The sequence below is a fragment of the Mesobacillus selenatarsenatis SF-1 genome (assembly GCF_000813125.1).
GTDB lineage: Bacteria > Bacillota > Bacilli > Bacillales > Cytobacillaceae > Mesobacillus > Mesobacillus selenatarsenatis.
The window spans coordinates 101,707-120,830 of sequence record NZ_BASE01000071.1 but is presented as its reverse complement, the minus strand read 5'-3'; the positions used below and the strand labels follow the sequence as shown (position 1 = coordinate 120,830).

Here is a 19,124-nt window from a genome sequence, read left to right as displayed (position 1 = left end):
AATATGAAGAAATTCGCGCTCGTAACAGGAGCAAGTGGAGCGATTGGCAAGGCGATTTCCATGAAGCTTGCATCAGAAGGTTATTCGCTTTACTTGCACTTTAACCAGAATGAAAAAGGGGTAGAAGAACTTGTGGACCAGATTGAACACCTTGGCGGTGAGTATATACCAATAAAGGCAAATCTGGCATCAAAATCAGGATACTTGGAATTAGCTGCCAATATTTTTTCGCTTGATGCAATTGTACATAATGCGGGTAATGCCTTATACGGACTTGTTGAGGACTTAGAGGAAAATGATTTAGAGGAACTTATACAGATTCACGTTGTATCCCCGCTGATGCTGACAAAAAAGCTTATTCCAAAGCTAAGGGCCAAGGGGAGTGGAAGTATCGTCACCGTGTCATCGATATGGGGACAGACAGGCGCATCCTATGAAGTAGCCTACTCGACTGTGAAGGGCGCGCAAATAGCCTTCGCCAAAGCTCTGAGCAAAGAGCTGGCAAGCTCCAAGATCAGGGTGAATGCCGTAGCTCCAGGTGCCATTCAAACCCCGATGGTTGAAGGATTCACCAATGAGGAGATCAAGGGCATTACCGAGGATATTCCATCAGGACGTTTGGGTTCAGCTGAAGAAGTAGCAAGTAGTGTTGAATTCCTGTTATCTGAAAAGTCCTCCTATATAACAGGACAGGTCCTGGCAGTGAATGGTGGCTGGCTAACGTGACGGACATGTGACAATTTTTCAAAACATGTACTGTAATGAATAATAATTGTCGTTCGTATGCAAAATAACCTTGTACTATTTTAGACAAGGAGGTTGTCAATATGTCCGTATTGGATAATTGGAATCAGTGGAAGGATTTCTTGGGAGACCGCCTTCATCAGGCGCAGGACCAGGGAATGAATAAAGAAGTTATGGGAGACCTTGCCTACCAGATCGGGGACTATCTTGCTCAGAACGTCGATCCTAAAAATGAGCAGGAAAGAGTGCTTGCAGACCTTTGGTCAGTGGCAAGCCCGGAAGAACAGCATGCCATCGCTACAATGATGGTTAAACTTGTACAGAACAACGGCACTAAATAATGTGTTAGATTTGAGAGAGGACATCCAGAATCCTCTCTTTTTTTATTGTCCCTTTCTTGAAATAGAAACATATACACGGCTTTTTTTTACTTTTAACTTCTGGCTTGTTTTTCCTTTCATCTTCCTTGAAAATCATATAATATAGTAGCTAGATATTTGATGTCAAAATGTGTCGCAATCAAGTGACCTTATAGCAGAGGAGGAGAACGATGGAAAAGAAAGAATGGTACTTGGAATATGAAATAGTGATTAACCGTCCAGGACTGCTAGGTGATATATCCTCTTTGCTTGGTATGCTGTCCATCAACATTGTTACGATCAATGGAGTCGATGAAGGTAGACGTGGTCTGTTGATCCTTGCGAAAGATGATGACCAAATTGAGCGTTTAGAGTCAATTTTGAATACAATGGATACAATAAGGGTAATTAAAATCCGTGAACCCAAGCTTCGTGACCGAATGGCAGTCAGACACGGCAGGTATATACAGCGTGACGCAGATGATAAAAAAACATTCCGGTTTGTAAGGGATGAGCTTGGACTACTCGTCGATTTTATGGCAGAATTGTTTAAGCAGGAGGGGCACAAGCTGATTGGGATCCGCGGGATGCCGCGAGTTGGCAAGACAGAATCGGTTGTGGCTTCAAGCGTTTGTGCAAATAAGCGCTGGTTGTTTGTTTCTTCAACATTATTGAAACAGACAATACGGAATCAATTGATTGAAGATGAATATAACGCAGAAAACCTATTTATTATTGATGGAATCGTTTCCACAAGGAGGGCAAATGAAAAGCACTGGCAGCTTGTCAGGGAAATTATGCGCCTGCCTGCGGTGAAAGTTGTGGAACATCCGGATATTTTTGTCCAAAACACAGAATATACAATGGATGATTTTGATTATATTATTGAACTTCGCAATAATCCTGATGAAGAAATCGTTTATGACATGGTTCAGAAGAATCACATGTTTACCGATTCTGATTTTGGAGGATTTGATTTTTAACAGTATTGGAAGGTGTTATCGTGACTGAGTTAGGAAATATATTAAAGGAAGCACGTGAAGCTAAGGGCCTCAGCCTGGACGAACTGCAGTCCATCACGAAAATACAAAAGCGCTACCTTCTTGGTATTGAAGAGGGCAATTATTCAATGATGCCAGGAAAGTTTTATGTCCGTGCATTCATAAAACAATATGCTGAAGCTGTCGGGCTTGATCCAGAACAACTGTTTGAGCAGCACAAAAATGAAATTCCATCTACATACAACGAAGAGTTGCCTGACCAGCTTTCCCGTGTCCAGTCGAGGAAAAGCATCTCTCCGGAGACTTCGAAAGTCTTAGACTTCTTACCGAAAATACTAATTGCCATATTCATGATTGGTGCCATTGCCCTCGTTTGGTATCTTATTGTCAAGAGTGCAGGTGATGGAGCTGACCAGCCTGCAAATACAGACAAGAGCAAACCTAATTTTGAAGAGACTGATGACTTTGCAGATGATAGCGGTGACGATGGTACAGGCGAGGAAGAAGATACTGCAGAGGAAGAAGAACCAGTTGAAGAGGAAGCCGAGCCAGAAACACCTGCGCAGGAGCTTACGGTTGCCTCGAACACCGGCAGCAATACGGTATATGAATTGAAGAATACAGACAAGTTCGTCGTGAAGGTTGTTTCTTTAGGCAGGACATGGGTCAGTGTTAAAAACGGGGCAGGCAAGACTTATTTTGGCGAAGAGTTGAATAAAGATGTTAAAGTCAGCGAGACCGCTGACCTGACAAACGATACTCAGGCTTTGATCAAAGTTGGCTTTGCTCCAGATACCGAAATCTATGTAAATGACCAAAAGCTTGAATATGCAGTACCTCCTGAAGAGGTTATGACCCAGGAGATTACGATTAATTTCGTGAAATAAGTTTAAAGGCTTTGTGTTTTGAAGAGCCATTTAAAACTAGGATTTATCAAAATGCCCGTATGGACTTTTGTTTATACGGGCTAAAATTATAGTAGGCATATTTAATGATGATTTATACATATTGGATATAATGAAAGAAGTCAATGTAATGGCTTTGTAATTTTTCATCTGGAGGAAAAGTATATGAACTTGCCAAATAAAATTACGGTTTCACGAATTTTATTGATTCCGTTATTCATGATCATTATGATTGTCCCATTTTCATGGGGGGAAATTTCCCTTCTTGGCACAACCATGCCGGTCACTCATTTTGTGGGAGCGCTAATTTATATATTTGCGTCTGTGACAGACTGGGTTGACGGCTATCTGGCACGAAAGCACAATCTAGTTACCAATCTTGGGAAATTTCTTGACCCCCTCGCGGATAAACTGCTTGTCTCCTCTGCATTAATTGTGTTGGTTGAACTGGGGTATGCCCCTGCGTGGATTGTCATCATTATTATCAGTCGGGAGTTTGCGGTGACAGGACTTCGTTTACTGCTAGCAGGCGGTGGTGAGGTTGTTGCAGCAAAAATGCCTGGCAAAATTAAAATGTGGGCACAAACAGTGGCAATTTCCGCGCTGTTGCTGCACAATATCATTTTTGAAGCATTCTCTATTCCGTTTGCAGATATTGCATTATGGGTGGCGATGATCTTTACAATTTGGTCCGGATGGGATTACTTCGCTAAAAATATGCAAGTGTTCCGTAATTCCAAATAATGATTTTGTCAGGGGGAAAAGATATGAATGCCGAAATCATTGCTGTGGGATCTGAGTTGCTCCTTGGGCAAATCGTCAATACAAACGCCAGATTCCTTTCCAGGCAGCTTGCCGACCTGGGAATCAATGTTTTCTACCATACGGTCGTGGGGGATAATCCTGATCGATTGAAGAACGCGATGGGAATTGCACGGGAACGCGCAGACCTGATTATCTTCACTGGCGGTTTAGGTCCAACTAAAGATGACCTGACAAAAGATACAATTGCTGGGCAGCTTGGAAAACAGCTTGTTCTTAATGAAGAAGCGATGAGGTCCATCGAATTGTATTTTGAAAAAACGAACAGGGTAATGACTGAAAATAACAGGAAGCAAGCTCTCGTGATTGAGGGATCAACCGTCCTGAAAAATGAACATGGCATGGCACCGGGAATGTTCCTGGCAACAGCAGACAGCAAGTTCATGCTTCTGCCAGGACCACCATCCGAGATGGAGCCAATGTTCTTGAAATATGGCCAGCCGGCTATAGAAAGCATGACCGGCAATCAGGCTAAAATTGAATCAAGGGTCCTGCGATTTTTTGGAATCGGAGAGGCAGCCCTTGAATCGGAAATAGAAGATTTGATTGACAAGCAGGGCAATCCAACCATCGCCCCTTTGGCTGGTGACGGGGAAGTTACACTGAGACTTACGGCCAGGGATGATTCCAAAGACACAGCACAAGCATTGATTGATAGAGTGGAAGCAGAAATCATGGACAGAGTCGGTGAGTATTTTTATGGTTACGATGAAACTTCGTTAATGATCGAGCTTTCGAAACTATTGAAAAACAAAAACTTGACGGTATCAGCGGCTGAAAGCTTGACAGGCGGAATGTTCCAGCAGGAATTGACTTCAGTCTCCGGTGCAAGCAGCCTTTTCAAAGGCGGCTTGGTTTGTTACTCGAACGAAGCCAAAATAGGACTTGTTAAGGTTAACCCGGAAACAATTGAGAAGTATGGGGCTGTAAGCGGTGAATGTGCGGAAGAGCTAGCAATGAATGCTGCATCGCTTACCAACTCTGACATCGGCATCAGTTTTACCGGAGTAGCAGGTCCCGACAGCCTGGAAGGTCATCCTCCAGGGACCTTATTTATCGGGCTACACGTAAAAGGCCAACCAGTCCATTCAGAAAAACTTAGCCTGAGTGGCTCCCGCACCGCTATCAGGAAAAGGGCTGTAAAGTTTGGCTCCCAGATTATAATTAATAGATTATCAGGAACACGGAAGTTATGAACTTCCGTGTTTTATTAATTAGGGTACAAAAAAGAAAGATTTCTTGCGAAAATCCTCTTTTAAAGGGTACAGTTTGTTTGAAAACTAGTGAAACATTCACATGAAATTCAATTTTCTCAATTTCCCTTGTTCTAAAAAAAACGAATAAATGTTCGATTTTTTAATAGACAAACACCTAGGAAAAAGGTATAGTAATAGTAGGCTTTAAATAAGAGATTTGCGGCCAAGCAGTATGCTGGTTCGTTTTTATATAATAAGGAGGAATTTGAGTGAGTGATCGTCAAGCTGCCTTAGATATGGCGTTAAAACAGATTGAAAAGCAATTTGGTAAAGGCTCAGTTATGAAATTAGGAGAGAAGACAGACACAAAGATATCTACTTCTCCTAGTGGATCCCTTGCACTGGATGTCGCACTGGGAATAGGCGGATATCCTCGCGGGCGTGTTGTTGAAATCTACGGACCTGAAAGTTCAGGTAAAACAACTGTTGCGCTTCATGCGATTGCAGAAGTACAGGCTAATGGCGGACAGGCGGCTTTCATAGACGCCGAACATGCTCTGGACCCTGTATATGCACAAAAGCTTGGTGTAAATATCGATGAACTTCTTCTTTCCCAGCCGGACACAGGAGAACAGGCTTTGGAAATCGCAGAAGCACTTGTGCGAAGTGGAGCAATTGATATTATTGTTGTTGACTCCGTTGCAGCTCTTGTTCCTAAGGCTGAAATTGAAGGTGAGATGGGTGATGCCCACGTCGGTCTTCAGGCTCGTTTAATGTCCCAGGCATTACGTAAGCTTTCCGGTGCGATCAACAAGTCTAAGACTATTGCAATCTTCATTAACCAGATTCGTGAAAAAGTCGGCGTTATGTTCGGTAACCCTGAAACAACACCAGGCGGCCGTGCATTGAAGTTCTATTCAAGCGTGCGTCTTGAAGTACGCCGTGCAGAAACATTGAAGCAGGGTAACGACATGGTTGGTAACAAAACAAGGATTAAAGTTGTTAAGAACAAGGTAGCTCCTCCGTTCCGTACAGCAGAAGTGGATATTATGTATGGTGAAGGGATTTCCCAAGAGGGAGAAATCATCGACATGGGTTCAGACCTTGATATCGTCGATAAGAGCGGTTCATGGTATTCCTATAATGGTGAGCGTCTTGGGCAGGGAAGGGAAAATGCGAAGCTTTTCCTTAAAGAGAATCCGTCCATTCGTCTTGAAGTCAAACAGAAGATCCGTAATCACTATGGTCTTGATGGCGAGTTCACTGTAACTGAAACTGATGAAGACCAGGAAGAACTCAAATTGGATTAATAGATTATCTATGTTTATGATCAAGGTCTCCTGAAAGCTAGGAGACCTTGTTTGTGTTTTTGCTTACAGTGAAGCGCCTGGAACGAAAATCTTCCGGCGAAGCACAAAAATAATAATTGATTGAATAATTAATCAAACCAATAGAACCGTTATGGGACAAACCCTTGACAATAAAATTTGACAGCTTTACAATTAAAAATGTATATTTTACATTTTCATGGTATTAAAAACGTTTAAAAGCATTTGAGCTGTATATTGATGCTTGTAACAATGTACATGCCGACACTTTAAAAAACGTAACACAAGTTCATAGCAAGAGGAGGTGAAAATGATGGATCTAATTATTTCAATCATCTCCATTTTGCTTGGCCTATTCGTCGGTGCAGTTGTTGGCTATTTTTATCGTAAATCCGTTGCGGAAGCAAAAATTGCAGGTGCCAAAAACGCCGCAGAACAAATTGTTGAAGATGCGAAGCGTGAAGCAGAGGCTATGAAAAAGGAATCCCTGCTGGAGGCTAAGGATGAAAATCACAAACTGCGTTCAGAAGCAGAGCGTGAAATTCGTGAACGAAGAAATGAACTGCAAAAACAAGAAAATCGTTTATTGCAAAAAGAGGAGAATCTTGATCGTAAAGATGAGTCGTTGAACAAACGTGAGAATCTTTTAGAGAAAAAAGATGACGCTCTTTCCAAAAGACAACAGCATATTGAAGAGATGGAAAGCAAAGTGGACGAGATGGTACGAAATCAGCAGACTGAACTAGAACGCATCTCGGGCTTAACGCGTGATGAGGCTAAATCCATCATTTTGGAGCGAACTGAGCAAGAACTTGCTCACGACATTGCACTAATGATTAAGGAAAACGAAAACAGGGCGAAAGAAGAATCCGATAAGAAAGCGAAAGAAGTACTTTCACTGGCCATTCAAAGATGTGCAGCAGATCATGTTGCTGAAACGACTGTATCAGTTGTAAATCTTCCGAATGATGAAATGAAAGGGCGCATTATCGGACGTGAGGGACGAAATATCCGCACCCTGGAAACGTTGACTGGAATTGATCTCATTATTGATGATACTCCGGAAGCAGTTATCCTTTCCGGATTTGACCCAATCAGACGTGAAACAGCCCGTCTAGCTCTTGAGAAGCTTGTCCAGGATGGACGTATTCATCCGGCTCGAATTGAGGAAATGGTTGAGAAAGCGCGCCGTGAAGTTGATGAACACATTCGAGAGGTTGGGGAACAGACTACCTTCGAAGTGGGAGTACACGGACTGCATCCAGATCTTATCAAGATTCTTGGCCGCTTGAAGTATCGTACAAGCTATGGACAGAATGTACTTAAGCATTCAATGGAAGTAGCTCAATTGTCCGGATTGCTTGCTGCAGAGCTAGGTGAAGATGAAACATTAGCTCGCCGCGCAGGACTCCTGCATGACATCGGTAAGGCGATCGACCATGAGGTAGAAGGCAGCCACGTTGAAATTGGCGTTGAGCTGGCTACTAAGTATAAGGAACATCCTGTTGTTATCAACAGTATTGCTTCCCACCATGGTGATACTGAGCCTACTTCGATTATTGCAGTACTTGTCGCTGCTGCTGATGCATTGTCAGCTGCAAGGCCTGGAGCCCGCAGTGAAGCGCTTGAAAACTATATCCGCCGTCTCGAAAGGCTGGAAGAGATTTCAGAGTCCTATGAGGGAGTCGAGAAATCATTCGCTATTCAGGCTGGTAGAGAAATCAGGATCATGGTTAGGCCAGATCAAATTGATGACTTGCAGGCACATCGCCTCGCACGTGATATTCGCAAGAAAATCGAGGAAGAGCTCGATTATCCTGGACATATCAAAGTTACAGTTATCCGTGAGACACGGGCAGTTGAATATGCAAAATAAAGCGGTGCTTCGGCGCCGCTTTTTATATTGGTCAAATAGTTCTGTTCTGATGGTTTTCCTCTAATCTCGATGTTATGGTACAATTTTAATAATGGATGTTTTACATGTGTTAAAGATTCGGGGCTTTAATTTCCTAGGCGGCTCATAAGAACTGGAGCTTAATACAATAGTGTTTGAGAAAAGAGCTACACCTAAATATCTTAATTTATAGACAGGAAAGTGAATGCAATGAGAATTTTATTCGTAGGGGATGTTGTAGGTTCCCCGGGCAGGGATATGATTACGGAATACCTGCCAAAGCTAAAGGGGAAATTTCGCCCGACTGTTACGATCATAAATGGTGAGAATGCAGCGAGCGGTAAAGGGATTACCGAAAAGATTTATCGTCAGTTTCTTGAGCAGGGTGCCCAAGCGGTAACTCTAGGAAACCATGCATGGGATAATCGTGATATTTTTGAATTCATTGATAATGCTAAATACCTGGTCAGGCCCGCGAATTTTCCTGAAGAAGTACCTGGAAAAGGGATCGTTTATTTAAAGATCAACCAGGAAGAACTGGCTATAATCAATTTGCAGGGCCGTACTTTCTTGACGCCACTTGATTGCCCATTTAAAAAAGCAGATGAATTGATAGAGGAAGCAAGAAAACGCACTTCCCTCATTTTCGTAGATTTCCATGCAGAGGCAACTAGCGAAAAGCAGGCTATGGGCTGGTATCTCGATGGAAGAGTTTCCGCTGTAGTCGGAACACATACTCATGTTCAGACAGCAGATGATCGGATTTTGCCCTCTGGTACAGCTTACCTGACTGATGTAGGCATGACCGGGCCGTATGATGGAATTTTGGGAGTAGAAAAAGAAGCGGTGCTTAGAAGGTTCATGACAAGTCTCCCAACCCGATTTGAAGTGGCTATGGATGGAAGGAATCAGCTATCTGCAGTATTGATAGATTTGGATAAGAAGACCGGCAAAGCGGTGAAAATCCAGAAGATCCTTGTTAATGATGATCATCCTTTTTATGACTAAAATATATGGATAACCTTTTTTAGGCTGCAGGTGAACTCATTCCAGTATTCCTGCAGTCTATTAATTTGTCCTGAATTAGTTATGGGAGGCGTTTTCAGTATGAGTTGGCTATATCAGGGCAGCTGGAGTAAAGATACCCTTATAAAAAGGAAGAAGAGCGCATAAGGATGCTATTCCCGCTGAAATGTACCCTCATGATGCACCAGAAGCCCACATAAAGGTACCATTCAAGTCCCATTGAAGGCAGATTGAAAAAGAGACAAATCTATGCAAGAGGGAAGTACCTAGACAAAAGAGACCTTTCCCCAAAAAAACAATTCACTCTAACAAACAGGATCATTATCATCAATTGCAATCCTTTTTTCTAGTGAAGGTCATATGTGGGCTTCCTCCTGAATATAGTAGCAGTGGAACAGACTAAACTGGATGTCCACTTAAGACGTCCAGGACGGGATAAATAAGGAGGAGCCAGGAATGGAGATATTAAAAGTTTCAGCAAAATCTAATCCTAATTCTGTAGCTGGTGCGCTTGCTGGAGTACTGCGCGAAAGAGGGGGCGCAGAAATTCAGGCTATCGGGGCGGGTGCATTGAATCAGGCCGTTAAGGCAGTAGCGATCGCAAGAGGGTTCGTAGCACCTAGCGGAGTCGATTTAATTTGCATCCCGGCATTTACTGATATCCTGATTGATGGCGAGGAACGGACAGCCATTAAATTGATTGTTGAACCCAGATGAAAGCGTCAGCGCTATAGATAGATTAGCACTCTAAAGAATTTTCAATAGTCACTTTCAGCCTGTTTGCTATTGCAAGCAGGTTTATTTTATTGAATGGAGTATTATGAATGTAAAGAGGAGGTATGTTTGTGAAAATCTATGACGCTCATTGTGATGTTCTATATAAATTATTCATGGACCCAACGCTTGATTTTGCCAAATCCCCTGAATTGCAAGTCAATCTTGAACGGCTGAAGGCATCGTCTACCAAAATCCAATTATTTGCCATCTATGTACCTGAATCAGTTCACCCTGATCTAAAATTTGAAGCAGCACTGCGAATGGCGGATTTATTTTATGAAAAAGTCTTAAGGCCGCATCCCCAAATCAAGCTGATTAAGGACAGGGTGGACATTGACCTGCTCGTCGAAGATGAAATTGGTGCAGTGCTGACCCTGGAAGGTTGTGATGCGATTGGGCAGGATTTATTGAAATTACGTACTTTGTTGAGGTTGGGAGTACGGTCTGTGGGATTAACGTGGAACTTTGGGAATTTTGTGGCTGATGGTGCCCTGGAGGAACGGGGAGCGGGTCTTTCAAGGTTTGGACATCAGGTTGTCCAGCTTCTGAATGAAACCAGAACAATCTGCGATGTCTCACACTTATCTGAACAGGGCTTCTGGGATGTAATGGAAGCAGCTGACCGGGTATTTGCATCCCATTCAAACTGTTATTCACTTTGCCACCATCCCCGCAATCTTAAGGATAATCAGATCAAAGAGCTGATTGACCGAGATTCAGTCATTGGTGTTACCTTTGTGCCAGAATTCTTATCAGGTAAAAAGGATACTGCTTCAATAGATGATGTCCTCCGCCACCTTGATCACATTTGTTCTCTCGGGGGAGAAAATCATGTGGGATTTGGATCAGACTTTGATGGAATTGAATTCACTGTAAAAAACCTTAAGGGTAACGAACAATATGAAAACCTTTGGAACGAATTGCAAAAATATTATTCTGATATACAAGTGAGTAAGTTCCTATATGGGAATATGGCCACCAGATTATCTGTGCAAAGAGCGTAAATTCCATGGAGACAGCGAATTTCTGCATAGTAATCGAAGGGTTGCAGAGTAAGAAACTTATAATATTTTAATAAATAAAAAAATATTCATATTTTCGTCAATAATTATTCTGAAAGGGTTGCTTTTTTTTACACATAGGTCTAGAATTGTAAGCGTTTAGTACCATCCATTTGCTAGATTTCTGCAATAAATGCAAGATGTAAACCGCTTAATTCTAGTGAATTACTTGGAAAAGTGCTACACTTAATAACGAAGCGTTTTTACATATTTTTTTACGTATCTAAAGGGGTGTAAGAGATGATCAATCAACTTTCATGGAAAGTTGGCGGACAGCAGGGAGAAGGAATTGAATCTACCGGGGAAATTTTCTCTATTGCATTGAACCGTCTAGGCTACTACTTGTATGGCTACCGTCACTTTTCATCACGTATCAAGGGCGGACACACAAATAACAAGATTCGAGTGAGCACTACAGAGGTTCGATCTATTTCTGACGATTTAGATATTCTTGTAGCTTTCGATCAGGAAACGATCGATGTAAACTACAAAGAATTGCATGAGAACGGCGTAATTATTGCTGATGCGAAGTTTGACCCGAAAAAGCCTGAGGATACTCAAGCTGCGATGTATGCGGTTCCATTTACGGAAATGGCTACTGAATTGGGAACATCTCTTATGAAAAATATGGTTGCCATCGGTGCAACTAGTGCAGTTCTAGACTTGGATATCCAAGTTTTTGAAGAAGTCGTCCAGGAGATTTTCGGACGCAAAGGACAACAAGTTGTCGATAAAAATATGGAAGCCATCAAAGCTGGCTACGAATATACGAAAGAACAATTAGGCGGCGCTGAGACAATGCAGCTTGAAAAGGCTGATGGCCAGAAACGCATGTTCATGATTGGCAATGATGCAATCGCTCTTGGAGCAGTAGCAGCAGGGTGCCGCTTCATGGCTGCATATCCAATCACACCTGCTTCAGAAATCATGGAATATCTGATCAAGAAACTTCCTGCTCTTGGCGGAACAGTGATACAGACTGAAGATGAGATTGCTGCTGTCACTATGACAATCGGTGCTAACTATGGCGGCGTACGTGCCATTACAGCTTCTGCTGGACCAGGTCTTTCATTGAAGATGGAAGCAATCGGCCTTTCAGGTATCACTGAAACACCGCTTGTCATCGTAGATACACAGCGTGGCGGTCCATCAACAGGACTTCCAACAAAACAGGAACAGTCAGACCTAATGGCGATGATTTATGGAACACACGGTGAAATCCCTAAAATTGTCTTTGCTCCAAGTACTGTCCAGGAAGCATTCTATGATGCTGCTGAAGCATTCAACCTTGCTGAAGAATATCAGTGTCCTGTCATTATGCTGACTGACCTGCAGTTATCGTTAGGAAAGCAGACTGTTGAACCGCTTGAGTTTGATAAAGTGGAAATCCGTCGTGGGAAATTGGCTACAGAAGCACTTCCTGAAATTGATAATAAAGGCTACTTCAAGCGTTATGAAGTAACTGAAGATGGTGTTTCACCACGTGTTATCCCAGGTATGAAGAACGGAATCCACCACGTTACTGGTGTTGAACATGATGAAACAGGAAAACCTTCGGAATCTGCTGCTAACCGTATTGCGCAAATGGATAAGCGTATGCGTAAAATCAGCAATCTGAAGTTCAATACGCCAATCCACAAGAATGCTCCGCATGAGGAAGCTGATCTGTTGATCGTAGGTTTCAACTCTACAAGAGGTGCAATTGAAGAGGCAATGGGAAGACTTGCGAAGGATGGCCTGAAGGTAAACCACGCACATGTGCGCCTGGTACATCCATTCCCGGCTGATGAAATGATGCAGCTTGTACAATCTGCAAAGAAAGTTGCAGTTATTGAAAACAATGCGACAGGACAGCTGGCAAACATCATGAAGATGAATGTCGGAAGTCATGAGAAGATCCATAAGATCCTCAAATATGACGGAAATCCATTCTTGCCGCAGGAAGTCCACACAAAATGCAAGGAGTTGTTCTAGGATGGCGACTTTTAAAGAATTTCGCAATAATGTAAAACCAAACTGGTGCCCTGGCTGCGGCGACTTCTCTGTACAGGCAGCCATGCAGCGTGCTGCTGCCAATGTGGGTTTAGAGCCTGAAGACCTGGCTGTAATTTCAGGTATCGGCTGTTCAGGCCGTATCTCTGGATATATCAATTCTTACGGTTTCCATGGAATCCATGGCCGTGCGCTTCCAATCGCGCAGGGTGTAAAGATGGCTAACCGTGATTTAACAGTTATCGCTTCCGGCGGTGACGGAGACGGCTTCGCGATCGGTATGGGACATACAGTCCATGCGATCCGCCGTAACATCAATATCACTTACATTGTCATGGACAACCAGATTTACGGTCTGACAAAGGGACAAACTTCCCCGCGTTCGGCTGCTGGATTCAAGACAAAATCAACTCCTGCAGGTTCGATCGAGCAGGCCATTTCTCCAATGGAATTGGCTTTGACGGCTGGCGCTACTTTCGTGGCACAAAGCTTCTCAACTGACCTGAAGGACTTGACAGCTCTGATCGAGGCTGGAATCAAGCATGAAGGTTTCTCATTAATCAACGTATTCAGCCCTTGTGTAACATATAACAAGGTGAACACTTACGATTGGTTCAAGGAAAACTTGACAAAGCTTGGCGACATCGAAGGGTATGATCCATCAAACCGTGAAGCTGCAATGCAGACATTGATGCAGCACAATGGTCTTGTGACTGGATTAATTTATCAAAATACAGAGCGTAAGTCTTATCAGGAGCTAGTCAGCGGTTATTCTGAAACTCCGCTATCTCAAGCTGACCTGAAGCTAGATCAAGCTCACTTTGATAAGCTAGTTGCTGAATTCATGTAATGTAAATCCGGAAATCAAGCCGGAATGAAATAAAACCCCAATCGACCAAGATTGGGGTTTTGTTATTATTGTTAGAATTAGTGACAAGCATCACTACAAAATAATAATCTGTTAGGTAATATAATTTATTAAGTCGGCTTTTTTTACCAAGAAAGCTGTATTTCCAGTGCCTGCTATTGTGTTCATTGATTGAAGAGTTTATACTATTATAATGTGTATATTTTATATTTTCAGGGTGAAATATAGCCCTTTTAAAAGTAGAAAGCAGAACTGTTTGTGAAGCTAGCACTGGCTCCAGGCTCTATCAATCTGCCTGCTCGCTTTCTAATGAAAGGAGATCTATAATGAACGAAAATCAACGCTTGGAAGGACAGCACGTACTAACTGAAAATTCTTCGGACAAAAAATCCAGCAAGGATTACAGCAAGTACTTTGAAACAGTATATACAGCTCCTTCCCTGAAGGATGCGAAAAAACGCGGCAAGGAAGAAGTCCAGTATCATAAAGACTTCGACATCCCTGAAGAATTCATTGGCATGGGACAGGGGCGCAAATTCTACATCCGCACTTATGGCTGCCAGATGAATGAGCACGACACAGAAGTCATGGCAGGTATTTTCCTTGGTCTTGGCTATGAACCTACTGACAGTGTCGAGAACGCGAATGTTATCCTCTTGAATACATGCGCGATCAGGGAAAATGCTGAGAACAAGGTGTTCGGTGAACTTGGACATTTGAAGCATCTTAAAAGAGAAAAGCCAGATCTTCTATTGGGAGTTTGCGGATGCATGTCCCAGGAAGAATCCGTCGTTAACAAAATTCTAAAAACGTATAACCAGGTTGATATGATTTTTGGTACGCATAATATCCATCGCCTGCCACATATTCTCCAAGAAGCATACATGTCCAAAGAAATGGTCGTAGAAGTTTGGTCTAAGGAAGGGGACGTAATTGAAAACCTTCCGAAGGTGCGCAAAGGCAATATTAAGGCATGGGTAAACATTATGTATGGCTGTGATAAATTCTGCACATACTGCATCGTTCCATATACACGAGGCAAAGAACGCAGCCGCCGTCCTGAAGATATCATCCAGGAAGTCCGTCAGCTTGCTGCACAGGGCTACCAGGAAATTACCCTTCTCGGCCAGAATGTAAACGCCTATGGAAAAGACCTGGAAGATATGAAATATGGTCTTGGTGACTTGATGGATGAAATCCGTAAAATTGATATTCCGCGGATTCGTTTTACAACCAGTCACCCGCGTGACTTTGATGATCACTTGATTGAAGTTCTGGCAAAGGGCGGTAACCTGATGGACCACATCCACCTTCCAGTACAATCAGGTTCTACTGATGTATTGAAAATAATGGCCAGGAAGTACACTCGGGAACAATATCTCGAACTCGTTCGCAAAATCAAAGCTGCAATTCCTAATGTTACATTGACAACGGATATTATTGTAGGGTATCCGAACGAGACGGATGAGCAGTTTGAAGAAACATTGTCACTTGTTCGTGAAGTTGGCTATGAAGCAGCATATACCTTCATTTACTCTCCAAGGGAGGGAACTCCTGCTGCTAAAATGCAGGATAATGTCCCTATGGAAGTGAAAAAGGAGCGTCTGCAGCGACTGAACGCACTTGTGAATGAGCAATCTGCACAGTCTATGAAGAAATATCAGGATCAGCTTGTTGAGGTCCTGGTAGAAGGCGAAAGCAAAAACAATCCAGATGTTCTTGCAGGTTATACAAGCAAGTTGAAACTTGTCAATTTTGTTGGGCCTAAAACAGCAATCGGCAAAGTCGTCAAGGTAAAGATCACAGGTGCAAAAACATGGTCTTTAAACGGGGAAATGGTAGAAGAAATCGAACCAGTTGAGGTGAACTAAGTTGGCAAAATATAATAAAGATGACATTATCCAGCGTTCAAGAGAAATCGCAAGAATGATTGCGGAAACAGAAGAAGTTGACTTCTTCAAGCGTGCAGAAGCACAAATCCATGAGAATGAAAAAGTGAAAACACTTATTTCTTCTATTAAAGGTCTTCAAAAACAGGCTGTTAACTTCCAACACTATGGAAAAACAGAAGCATTGAAGAAGACTGAAGCAAAAATTGCTTCTCTAGAACAACAACTTGATGAAATCCCGGTGGTCCAGGAATTCAAGCAGTCGCAAATCGATGTAAATGAATTGCTTCAGCTAGTGGCCACAACGATTTCAAATACGGTTACAGATGAAGTAGTCGCATCAACTGGCGGAGATATACTTCGCGGTGAAACAGGAGCAGCTCTGAAAACCGAAGCAAGCTGCCATACACACAACCATTAATTATCGATCAGTAAATGGTACCTGAATATTCAGGTGCCATTTTTTTATTTATAGCTGACGATTGAATCCTTAATTTTTGATTAGCCTTCGCAAGTACCTCCCCTGTGCGTGTCACTTTAATGCAATCTAAATCCCCACCAACTTTCATCAATCGGGAACATTCAGGGCATATGGGCATACAATGAACTATGCCTAAGTTTTTACCAGCGGTTCTAAAATTAATCGCACACTAGTCTAATATCACGCATAGGATGAATTGAAAAAGATTGAGGAGGTTTCGCTCGCAATGGGAGATTACAGAGAGATTATTACGAAAGCCGTCGTAGCGAAGGGACGCAAATTCACGCAGTCCAATCATACGATCAACCCAGCGCATAATCCGAGCAGCATTCTGGGCGCTTGGGTCATAAACCATAAGTATAAGGCAAAAAAGGTAGGGAAAGTGGTTGAAGTAAACGGGTCTTACGAAGCCAACATCTGGTACTCCTTTGATGATAATACAAAAACTGAAGTAGTGACGGAGAAAGTAACTTACTGCGATGTCATCAAGCTGAAGTACCGTGACCCTGACTGCATGGATGACCATGATGTCCTTGTAGAGGTCCTGCAGCAGCCTAACTGCATTGAAGCAGTCATTTCGCCTAATGGCAACAAAATCATCGTTCACGTCGAGAGGGAATTCCTTGTAGAAGTCATTGGTGAAACGAAGGTATGTGTTGTCACTCATCCAGGCGGATGCGATTGCGATGATGACGAGTGGGGTCATGGCATCGACGATGACGAATTCGAAGACTTGAACCCAGACTTCCTCCTGGGAGAGGAAGAATAACATCGAACTAGGAAGCTTTCACTTCCTAGTTTTTTTTTGTAAGTGAACAAAGAGAAGGCACCGGTTTCGAAGCTGTTTATGCAACTGCAACAGCTTTGGTTCCGGTGCCTCATTCTTTATTTTGAAAGGGCTTTAAAGGAAAAAATTTGGTTTCTCGATTTTTTTGCAGATTTCACATTCCTTTGATTCTTCCCAGGAGTAATAACTGCTTCTGCAAGTAGTACATTCATTTTTATACACATGATAGGCAACTTCACGCACCTTGTGGATACTATGAGCAACCTGAATTCCGCTGTGCTGACATATGTCCATGCAAAGTTTGCATCCGGAACAATTTTTTTCATCAATGCTTAGTGTATCGTTCTCCAGTGTGAAAATCTGTGTAGGGCAGATGTTAAAACAGGCTTCACATAATGTGCATTTCTCCTCATGTATCCTTACTTCATGTAACGACCATTCATTATAAAGGTTAGACGACTTAAAGCTGTCCTCATTGAACCGCCATTTTACTGGCGTTACTGAAGACAGAACAGTTTTTTTGCCATCCATCGAGAGTTTTGTGAAAAAACCACGTCTTGATAGTTTGGGTTGAGCCTCTTGCTTAAGTGATAGGGTCTTGGTGATCAATACTGGATCAAGTTCCATGACGTTCAAAAGTTCATTGACTTTCCCTATGCGTTTTTCTAACTCCTCATCAGCAGCAGCTTTTTGAATAAAGCGGACTCCTTTTTTATGGAAATAAAGCAATTCCAAGAAGGTTGGAAGCGGGGAATCATCTTGTAATAAAAGATGATCCTGGATGACCTTCCTTGCTGGCGACTGCCCTTTTATTGCCTGCTGCGGGCATACCGTTATGCAGATACCGCAGAGAGAACAAGACTTTTCATCTAACTTAAGAGTTCCTTCTTCAATAATTAGTGCACCTTGTGGACATTCATCCATACAAGCTGTACAGGTACTCAATGGACTTTTCTTTTTTGAACACGCTTCTGATATTTCCAGTTCATAGCTCAAGCTTTCGAGCCAATTGGTTAGTAGCGACATATAGGTCACCTCAAGAGTGATAATTCATATACTTCTATTCTACGACTAAAGTTCATGATAAGTGGCGAGTTTGCTGGATATTCAAACATATTTAAAGGAATGTTCACATTTCCATACCGGCTGTAAGCGTTATAAACCCTTTGTTTCAGTGTCTTTTAATAGTTTTATATAATCAGCACAAAAAAATAAACAATTAAATTAGGTGAAATCCTTCACATACGCATGGGGGAATATCCACAGAATGTATATTGTTTCACAAACTTGATTGCAATATAGTGAAGTTGTAATCGAAAGGTGGTGAATCCCGGTGATTGGATTAGATAAAAAAACAGAATGTGCGAATGTTTTTATAGTCCTTGCAGATTTATATAAACAACCAACTAGAGAGATCTGGGATGAGATTCAGCAGCAGGATCTACTGAAGAAGCTGGAAGAATCGGTCAACGAACTTTTTAGTATCGACTTTTCAATAGAGGAGGTCCTGCCAGAGAACTATGAAGAATTTGCTGAATTATACATGACCTCTATTGGCAGCACGCAAAAGGAGGCTGCACTTCCGATTGAGTCTTTATATAAACAGTGGACACTGGATGAAACGTGCACTCTACCCTTTGCTAGAGACAAAGGTTATATATTGGGAGATTCGGCGTTACATATCAATTACCTGTTAGAAAAGCTTAAGATCGAAATCCCTTATGAATTACAGGGTATGCCGGACCATCTAGCAATCCTGTTGGAGTTGTTGGCTTATTTCATTGAGCATGCCCCCGAAAATTCCACTGCTGAATTTTTGGATGATCATTTCGATTGGCTCGATGAATTCGAATCGCAGCTTTCGGAAGTAACGGTTCACCCATTTTATCAGAGATTGACGAGAGCATTGATGGAAATATTAAAAGCACAACGAAATAGTTACCTGTAAGGCTCTAAATCTTAAAGGACATCCTTTTTAAAAGAGCTATGATAAC

The 19,124-nt window shown here is 42.3% G+C and carries 18 protein-coding genes; 17 read left to right on the top strand and 1 reads right to left on the bottom strand.

All coding sequences use genetic code 11. The annotated features are described in order from the left end of the window. The first annotated feature begins 3 nt into the window (after window positions 1–3). From ymfI to TY49_RS14700, 16 genes are all read left to right on the top strand, one after another. Window positions 4–726, top strand: coding sequence for an elongation factor P 5-aminopentanone reductase (gene ymfI, locus TY49_RS14775; protein ID WP_041966669.1), 723 nt, complete (start codon window positions 4–6; stop codon window positions 724–726). 101 nt (window positions 727–827) lie between these two features. Continuing rightward, on the top strand, window positions 828–1,085 hold the full coding sequence (locus tag TY49_RS14770) for a DUF3243 domain-containing protein (protein WP_041966668.1): 258 nt from the start codon (window positions 828–830) through the stop codon (window positions 1,083–1,085). A gap of 209 nt (window positions 1,086–1,294) precedes the next feature. Next, window positions 1,295–2,086 (top strand): DUF3388 domain-containing protein, encoded by a 792-nt coding sequence (locus tag TY49_RS14765; protein WP_041966667.1) that lies wholly within the window; start codon window positions 1,295–1,297, stop codon window positions 2,084–2,086. A gap of 20 nt (window positions 2,087–2,106) precedes the next feature. After that, entirely contained in the window at window positions 2,107–2,991 is an 885-nt protein-coding gene (locus TY49_RS14760; protein ID WP_041966694.1) for a helix-turn-helix domain-containing protein, read from the top strand. A gap of 183 nt (window positions 2,992–3,174) precedes the next feature. Further along, on the top strand, window positions 3,175–3,753 hold the full coding sequence (gene pgsA, locus TY49_RS14755) for a CDP-diacylglycerol--glycerol-3-phosphate 3-phosphatidyltransferase (protein WP_041966666.1): 579 nt from the start codon (window positions 3,175–3,177) through the stop codon (window positions 3,751–3,753). Between the two features lie 23 nt (window positions 3,754–3,776). Further along, a complete protein-coding gene (locus TY49_RS14750) occupies window positions 3,777–5,027 on the top strand; it encodes a competence/damage-inducible protein A (protein WP_041966665.1) in 1,251 nt (416 codons plus the stop codon). A gap of 269 nt (window positions 5,028–5,296) precedes the next feature. Next, a complete protein-coding gene (gene recA / locus TY49_RS14745) occupies window positions 5,297–6,337 on the top strand; it encodes a recombinase RecA (RefSeq protein WP_041966664.1) in 1,041 nt (346 codons plus the stop codon). A gap of 331 nt (window positions 6,338–6,668) precedes the next feature. Beyond that, window positions 6,669–8,231, top strand: coding sequence for a ribonuclease Y (gene rny / locus TY49_RS14740; protein ID WP_041966663.1), 1,563 nt, complete (start codon window positions 6,669–6,671; stop codon window positions 8,229–8,231). A gap of 228 nt (window positions 8,232–8,459) precedes the next feature. Then, window positions 8,460–9,257, top strand: coding sequence for a TIGR00282 family metallophosphoesterase (locus TY49_RS14735; protein ID WP_041966662.1), 798 nt, complete (start codon window positions 8,460–8,462; stop codon window positions 9,255–9,257). A gap of 474 nt (window positions 9,258–9,731) precedes the next feature. Next, window positions 9,732–9,992 carry a stage V sporulation protein SpoVS gene (gene spoVS / locus TY49_RS14730; RefSeq protein WP_010193268.1) on the top strand — a complete coding sequence of 87 codons (261 nt, stop codon included), beginning with the start codon at window positions 9,732–9,734 and terminating at the stop codon, window positions 9,990–9,992. A 122-nt stretch (window positions 9,993–10,114) separates the two neighbouring features. Continuing rightward, a complete protein-coding gene (locus TY49_RS14725) occupies window positions 10,115–11,056 on the top strand; it encodes a dipeptidase (protein WP_041966661.1) in 942 nt (313 codons plus the stop codon). A gap of 297 nt (window positions 11,057–11,353) precedes the next feature. Further along, entirely contained in the window at window positions 11,354–13,087 is a 1,734-nt protein-coding gene (locus TY49_RS14720) for a 2-oxoacid:acceptor oxidoreductase subunit alpha (protein ID WP_041966660.1), read from the top strand. A 1-nt stretch (window position 13,088) separates the two neighbouring features. Further along, window positions 13,089–13,955, top strand: coding sequence for a 2-oxoacid:ferredoxin oxidoreductase subunit beta (locus TY49_RS14715; RefSeq protein WP_041966659.1), 867 nt, complete (start codon window positions 13,089–13,091; stop codon window positions 13,953–13,955). Between the two features lie 344 nt (window positions 13,956–14,299). Beyond that, window positions 14,300–15,844, top strand: coding sequence for a tRNA (N6-isopentenyl adenosine(37)-C2)-methylthiotransferase MiaB (gene miaB / locus TY49_RS14710; RefSeq protein WP_041966658.1), 1,545 nt, complete (start codon window positions 14,300–14,302; stop codon window positions 15,842–15,844). Between the two features lies 1 nt (window position 15,845). Continuing rightward, a complete protein-coding gene (locus TY49_RS14705) occupies window positions 15,846–16,283 on the top strand; it encodes a YlbF/YmcA family competence regulator (protein ID WP_041966657.1) in 438 nt (145 codons plus the stop codon). 286 nt (window positions 16,284–16,569) lie between these two features. Next, window positions 16,570–17,112 carry an outer spore coat protein CotE gene (locus tag TY49_RS14700; protein ID WP_041966656.1) on the top strand — a complete coding sequence of 181 codons (543 nt, stop codon included), beginning with the start codon at window positions 16,570–16,572 and terminating at the stop codon, window positions 17,110–17,112. Between the two features lie 132 nt (window positions 17,113–17,244). Here TY49_RS14700 and TY49_RS14695 read toward each other — a convergent pair whose 3' ends face one another. Continuing rightward, window positions 17,245–18,126 carry a 4Fe-4S binding protein gene (locus TY49_RS14695; protein ID WP_198135626.1) on the bottom strand — a complete coding sequence of 294 codons (882 nt, stop codon included), beginning with the start codon at window positions 18,124–18,126 and terminating at the stop codon, window positions 17,245–17,247. Between the two features lie 337 nt (window positions 18,127–18,463). On the opposite strand from TY49_RS14695, the gene TY49_RS23945 reads away from it, so the two are divergent. Beyond that, window positions 18,464–19,078, top strand: coding sequence for a molecular chaperone TorD family protein (locus TY49_RS23945; protein WP_052442197.1), 615 nt, complete (start codon window positions 18,464–18,466; stop codon window positions 19,076–19,078). The last annotated feature ends 46 nt before the right edge of the window (window positions 19,079–19,124 follow it).

What these genes read in the sequence shown, in the direction of transcription:
- TY49_RS14725 (WP_041966661.1), top strand. Translation starts at nt 10,115, where the DNA reads ATGTTTGTGAAAATCTATGACGCTCATTGTGATGTTCTATATAAATTA.
- TY49_RS14750 (WP_041966665.1), top strand. Translation starts at nt 3,777, where the DNA reads ATGAATGCCGAAATCATTGCTGTGGGATCTGAGTTGCTCCTTGGGCAA.
- TY49_RS14770 (WP_041966668.1), top strand. Translation starts at nt 828, where the DNA reads ATGTCCGTATTGGATAATTGGAATCAGTGGAAGGATTTCTTGGGAGAC.
- miaB (WP_041966658.1), top strand. Translation starts at nt 14,300, where the DNA reads ATGAACGAAAATCAACGCTTGGAAGGACAGCACGTACTAACTGAAAAT.
- rny (WP_041966663.1), top strand. Translation starts at nt 6,669, where the DNA reads ATGGATCTAATTATTTCAATCATCTCCATTTTGCTTGGCCTATTCGTC.
- TY49_RS14700 (WP_041966656.1), top strand. Translation starts at nt 16,570, where the DNA reads ATGGGAGATTACAGAGAGATTATTACGAAAGCCGTCGTAGCGAAGGGA.
- TY49_RS14715 (WP_041966659.1), top strand. Translation starts at nt 13,089, where the DNA reads ATGGCGACTTTTAAAGAATTTCGCAATAATGTAAAACCAAACTGGTGC.
- spoVS (WP_010193268.1), top strand. Translation starts at nt 9,732, where the DNA reads ATGGAGATATTAAAAGTTTCAGCAAAATCTAATCCTAATTCTGTAGCT.
- TY49_RS14735 (WP_041966662.1), top strand. Translation starts at nt 8,460, where the DNA reads ATGAGAATTTTATTCGTAGGGGATGTTGTAGGTTCCCCGGGCAGGGAT.
- TY49_RS14765 (WP_041966667.1), top strand. Translation starts at nt 1,295, where the DNA reads ATGGAAAAGAAAGAATGGTACTTGGAATATGAAATAGTGATTAACCGT.
- ymfI (WP_041966669.1), top strand. Translation starts at nt 4, where the DNA reads ATGAAGAAATTCGCGCTCGTAACAGGAGCAAGTGGAGCGATTGGCAAG.
- TY49_RS14720 (WP_041966660.1), top strand. Translation starts at nt 11,354, where the DNA reads ATGATCAATCAACTTTCATGGAAAGTTGGCGGACAGCAGGGAGAAGGA.
- pgsA (WP_041966666.1), top strand. Translation starts at nt 3,175, where the DNA reads ATGAACTTGCCAAATAAAATTACGGTTTCACGAATTTTATTGATTCCG.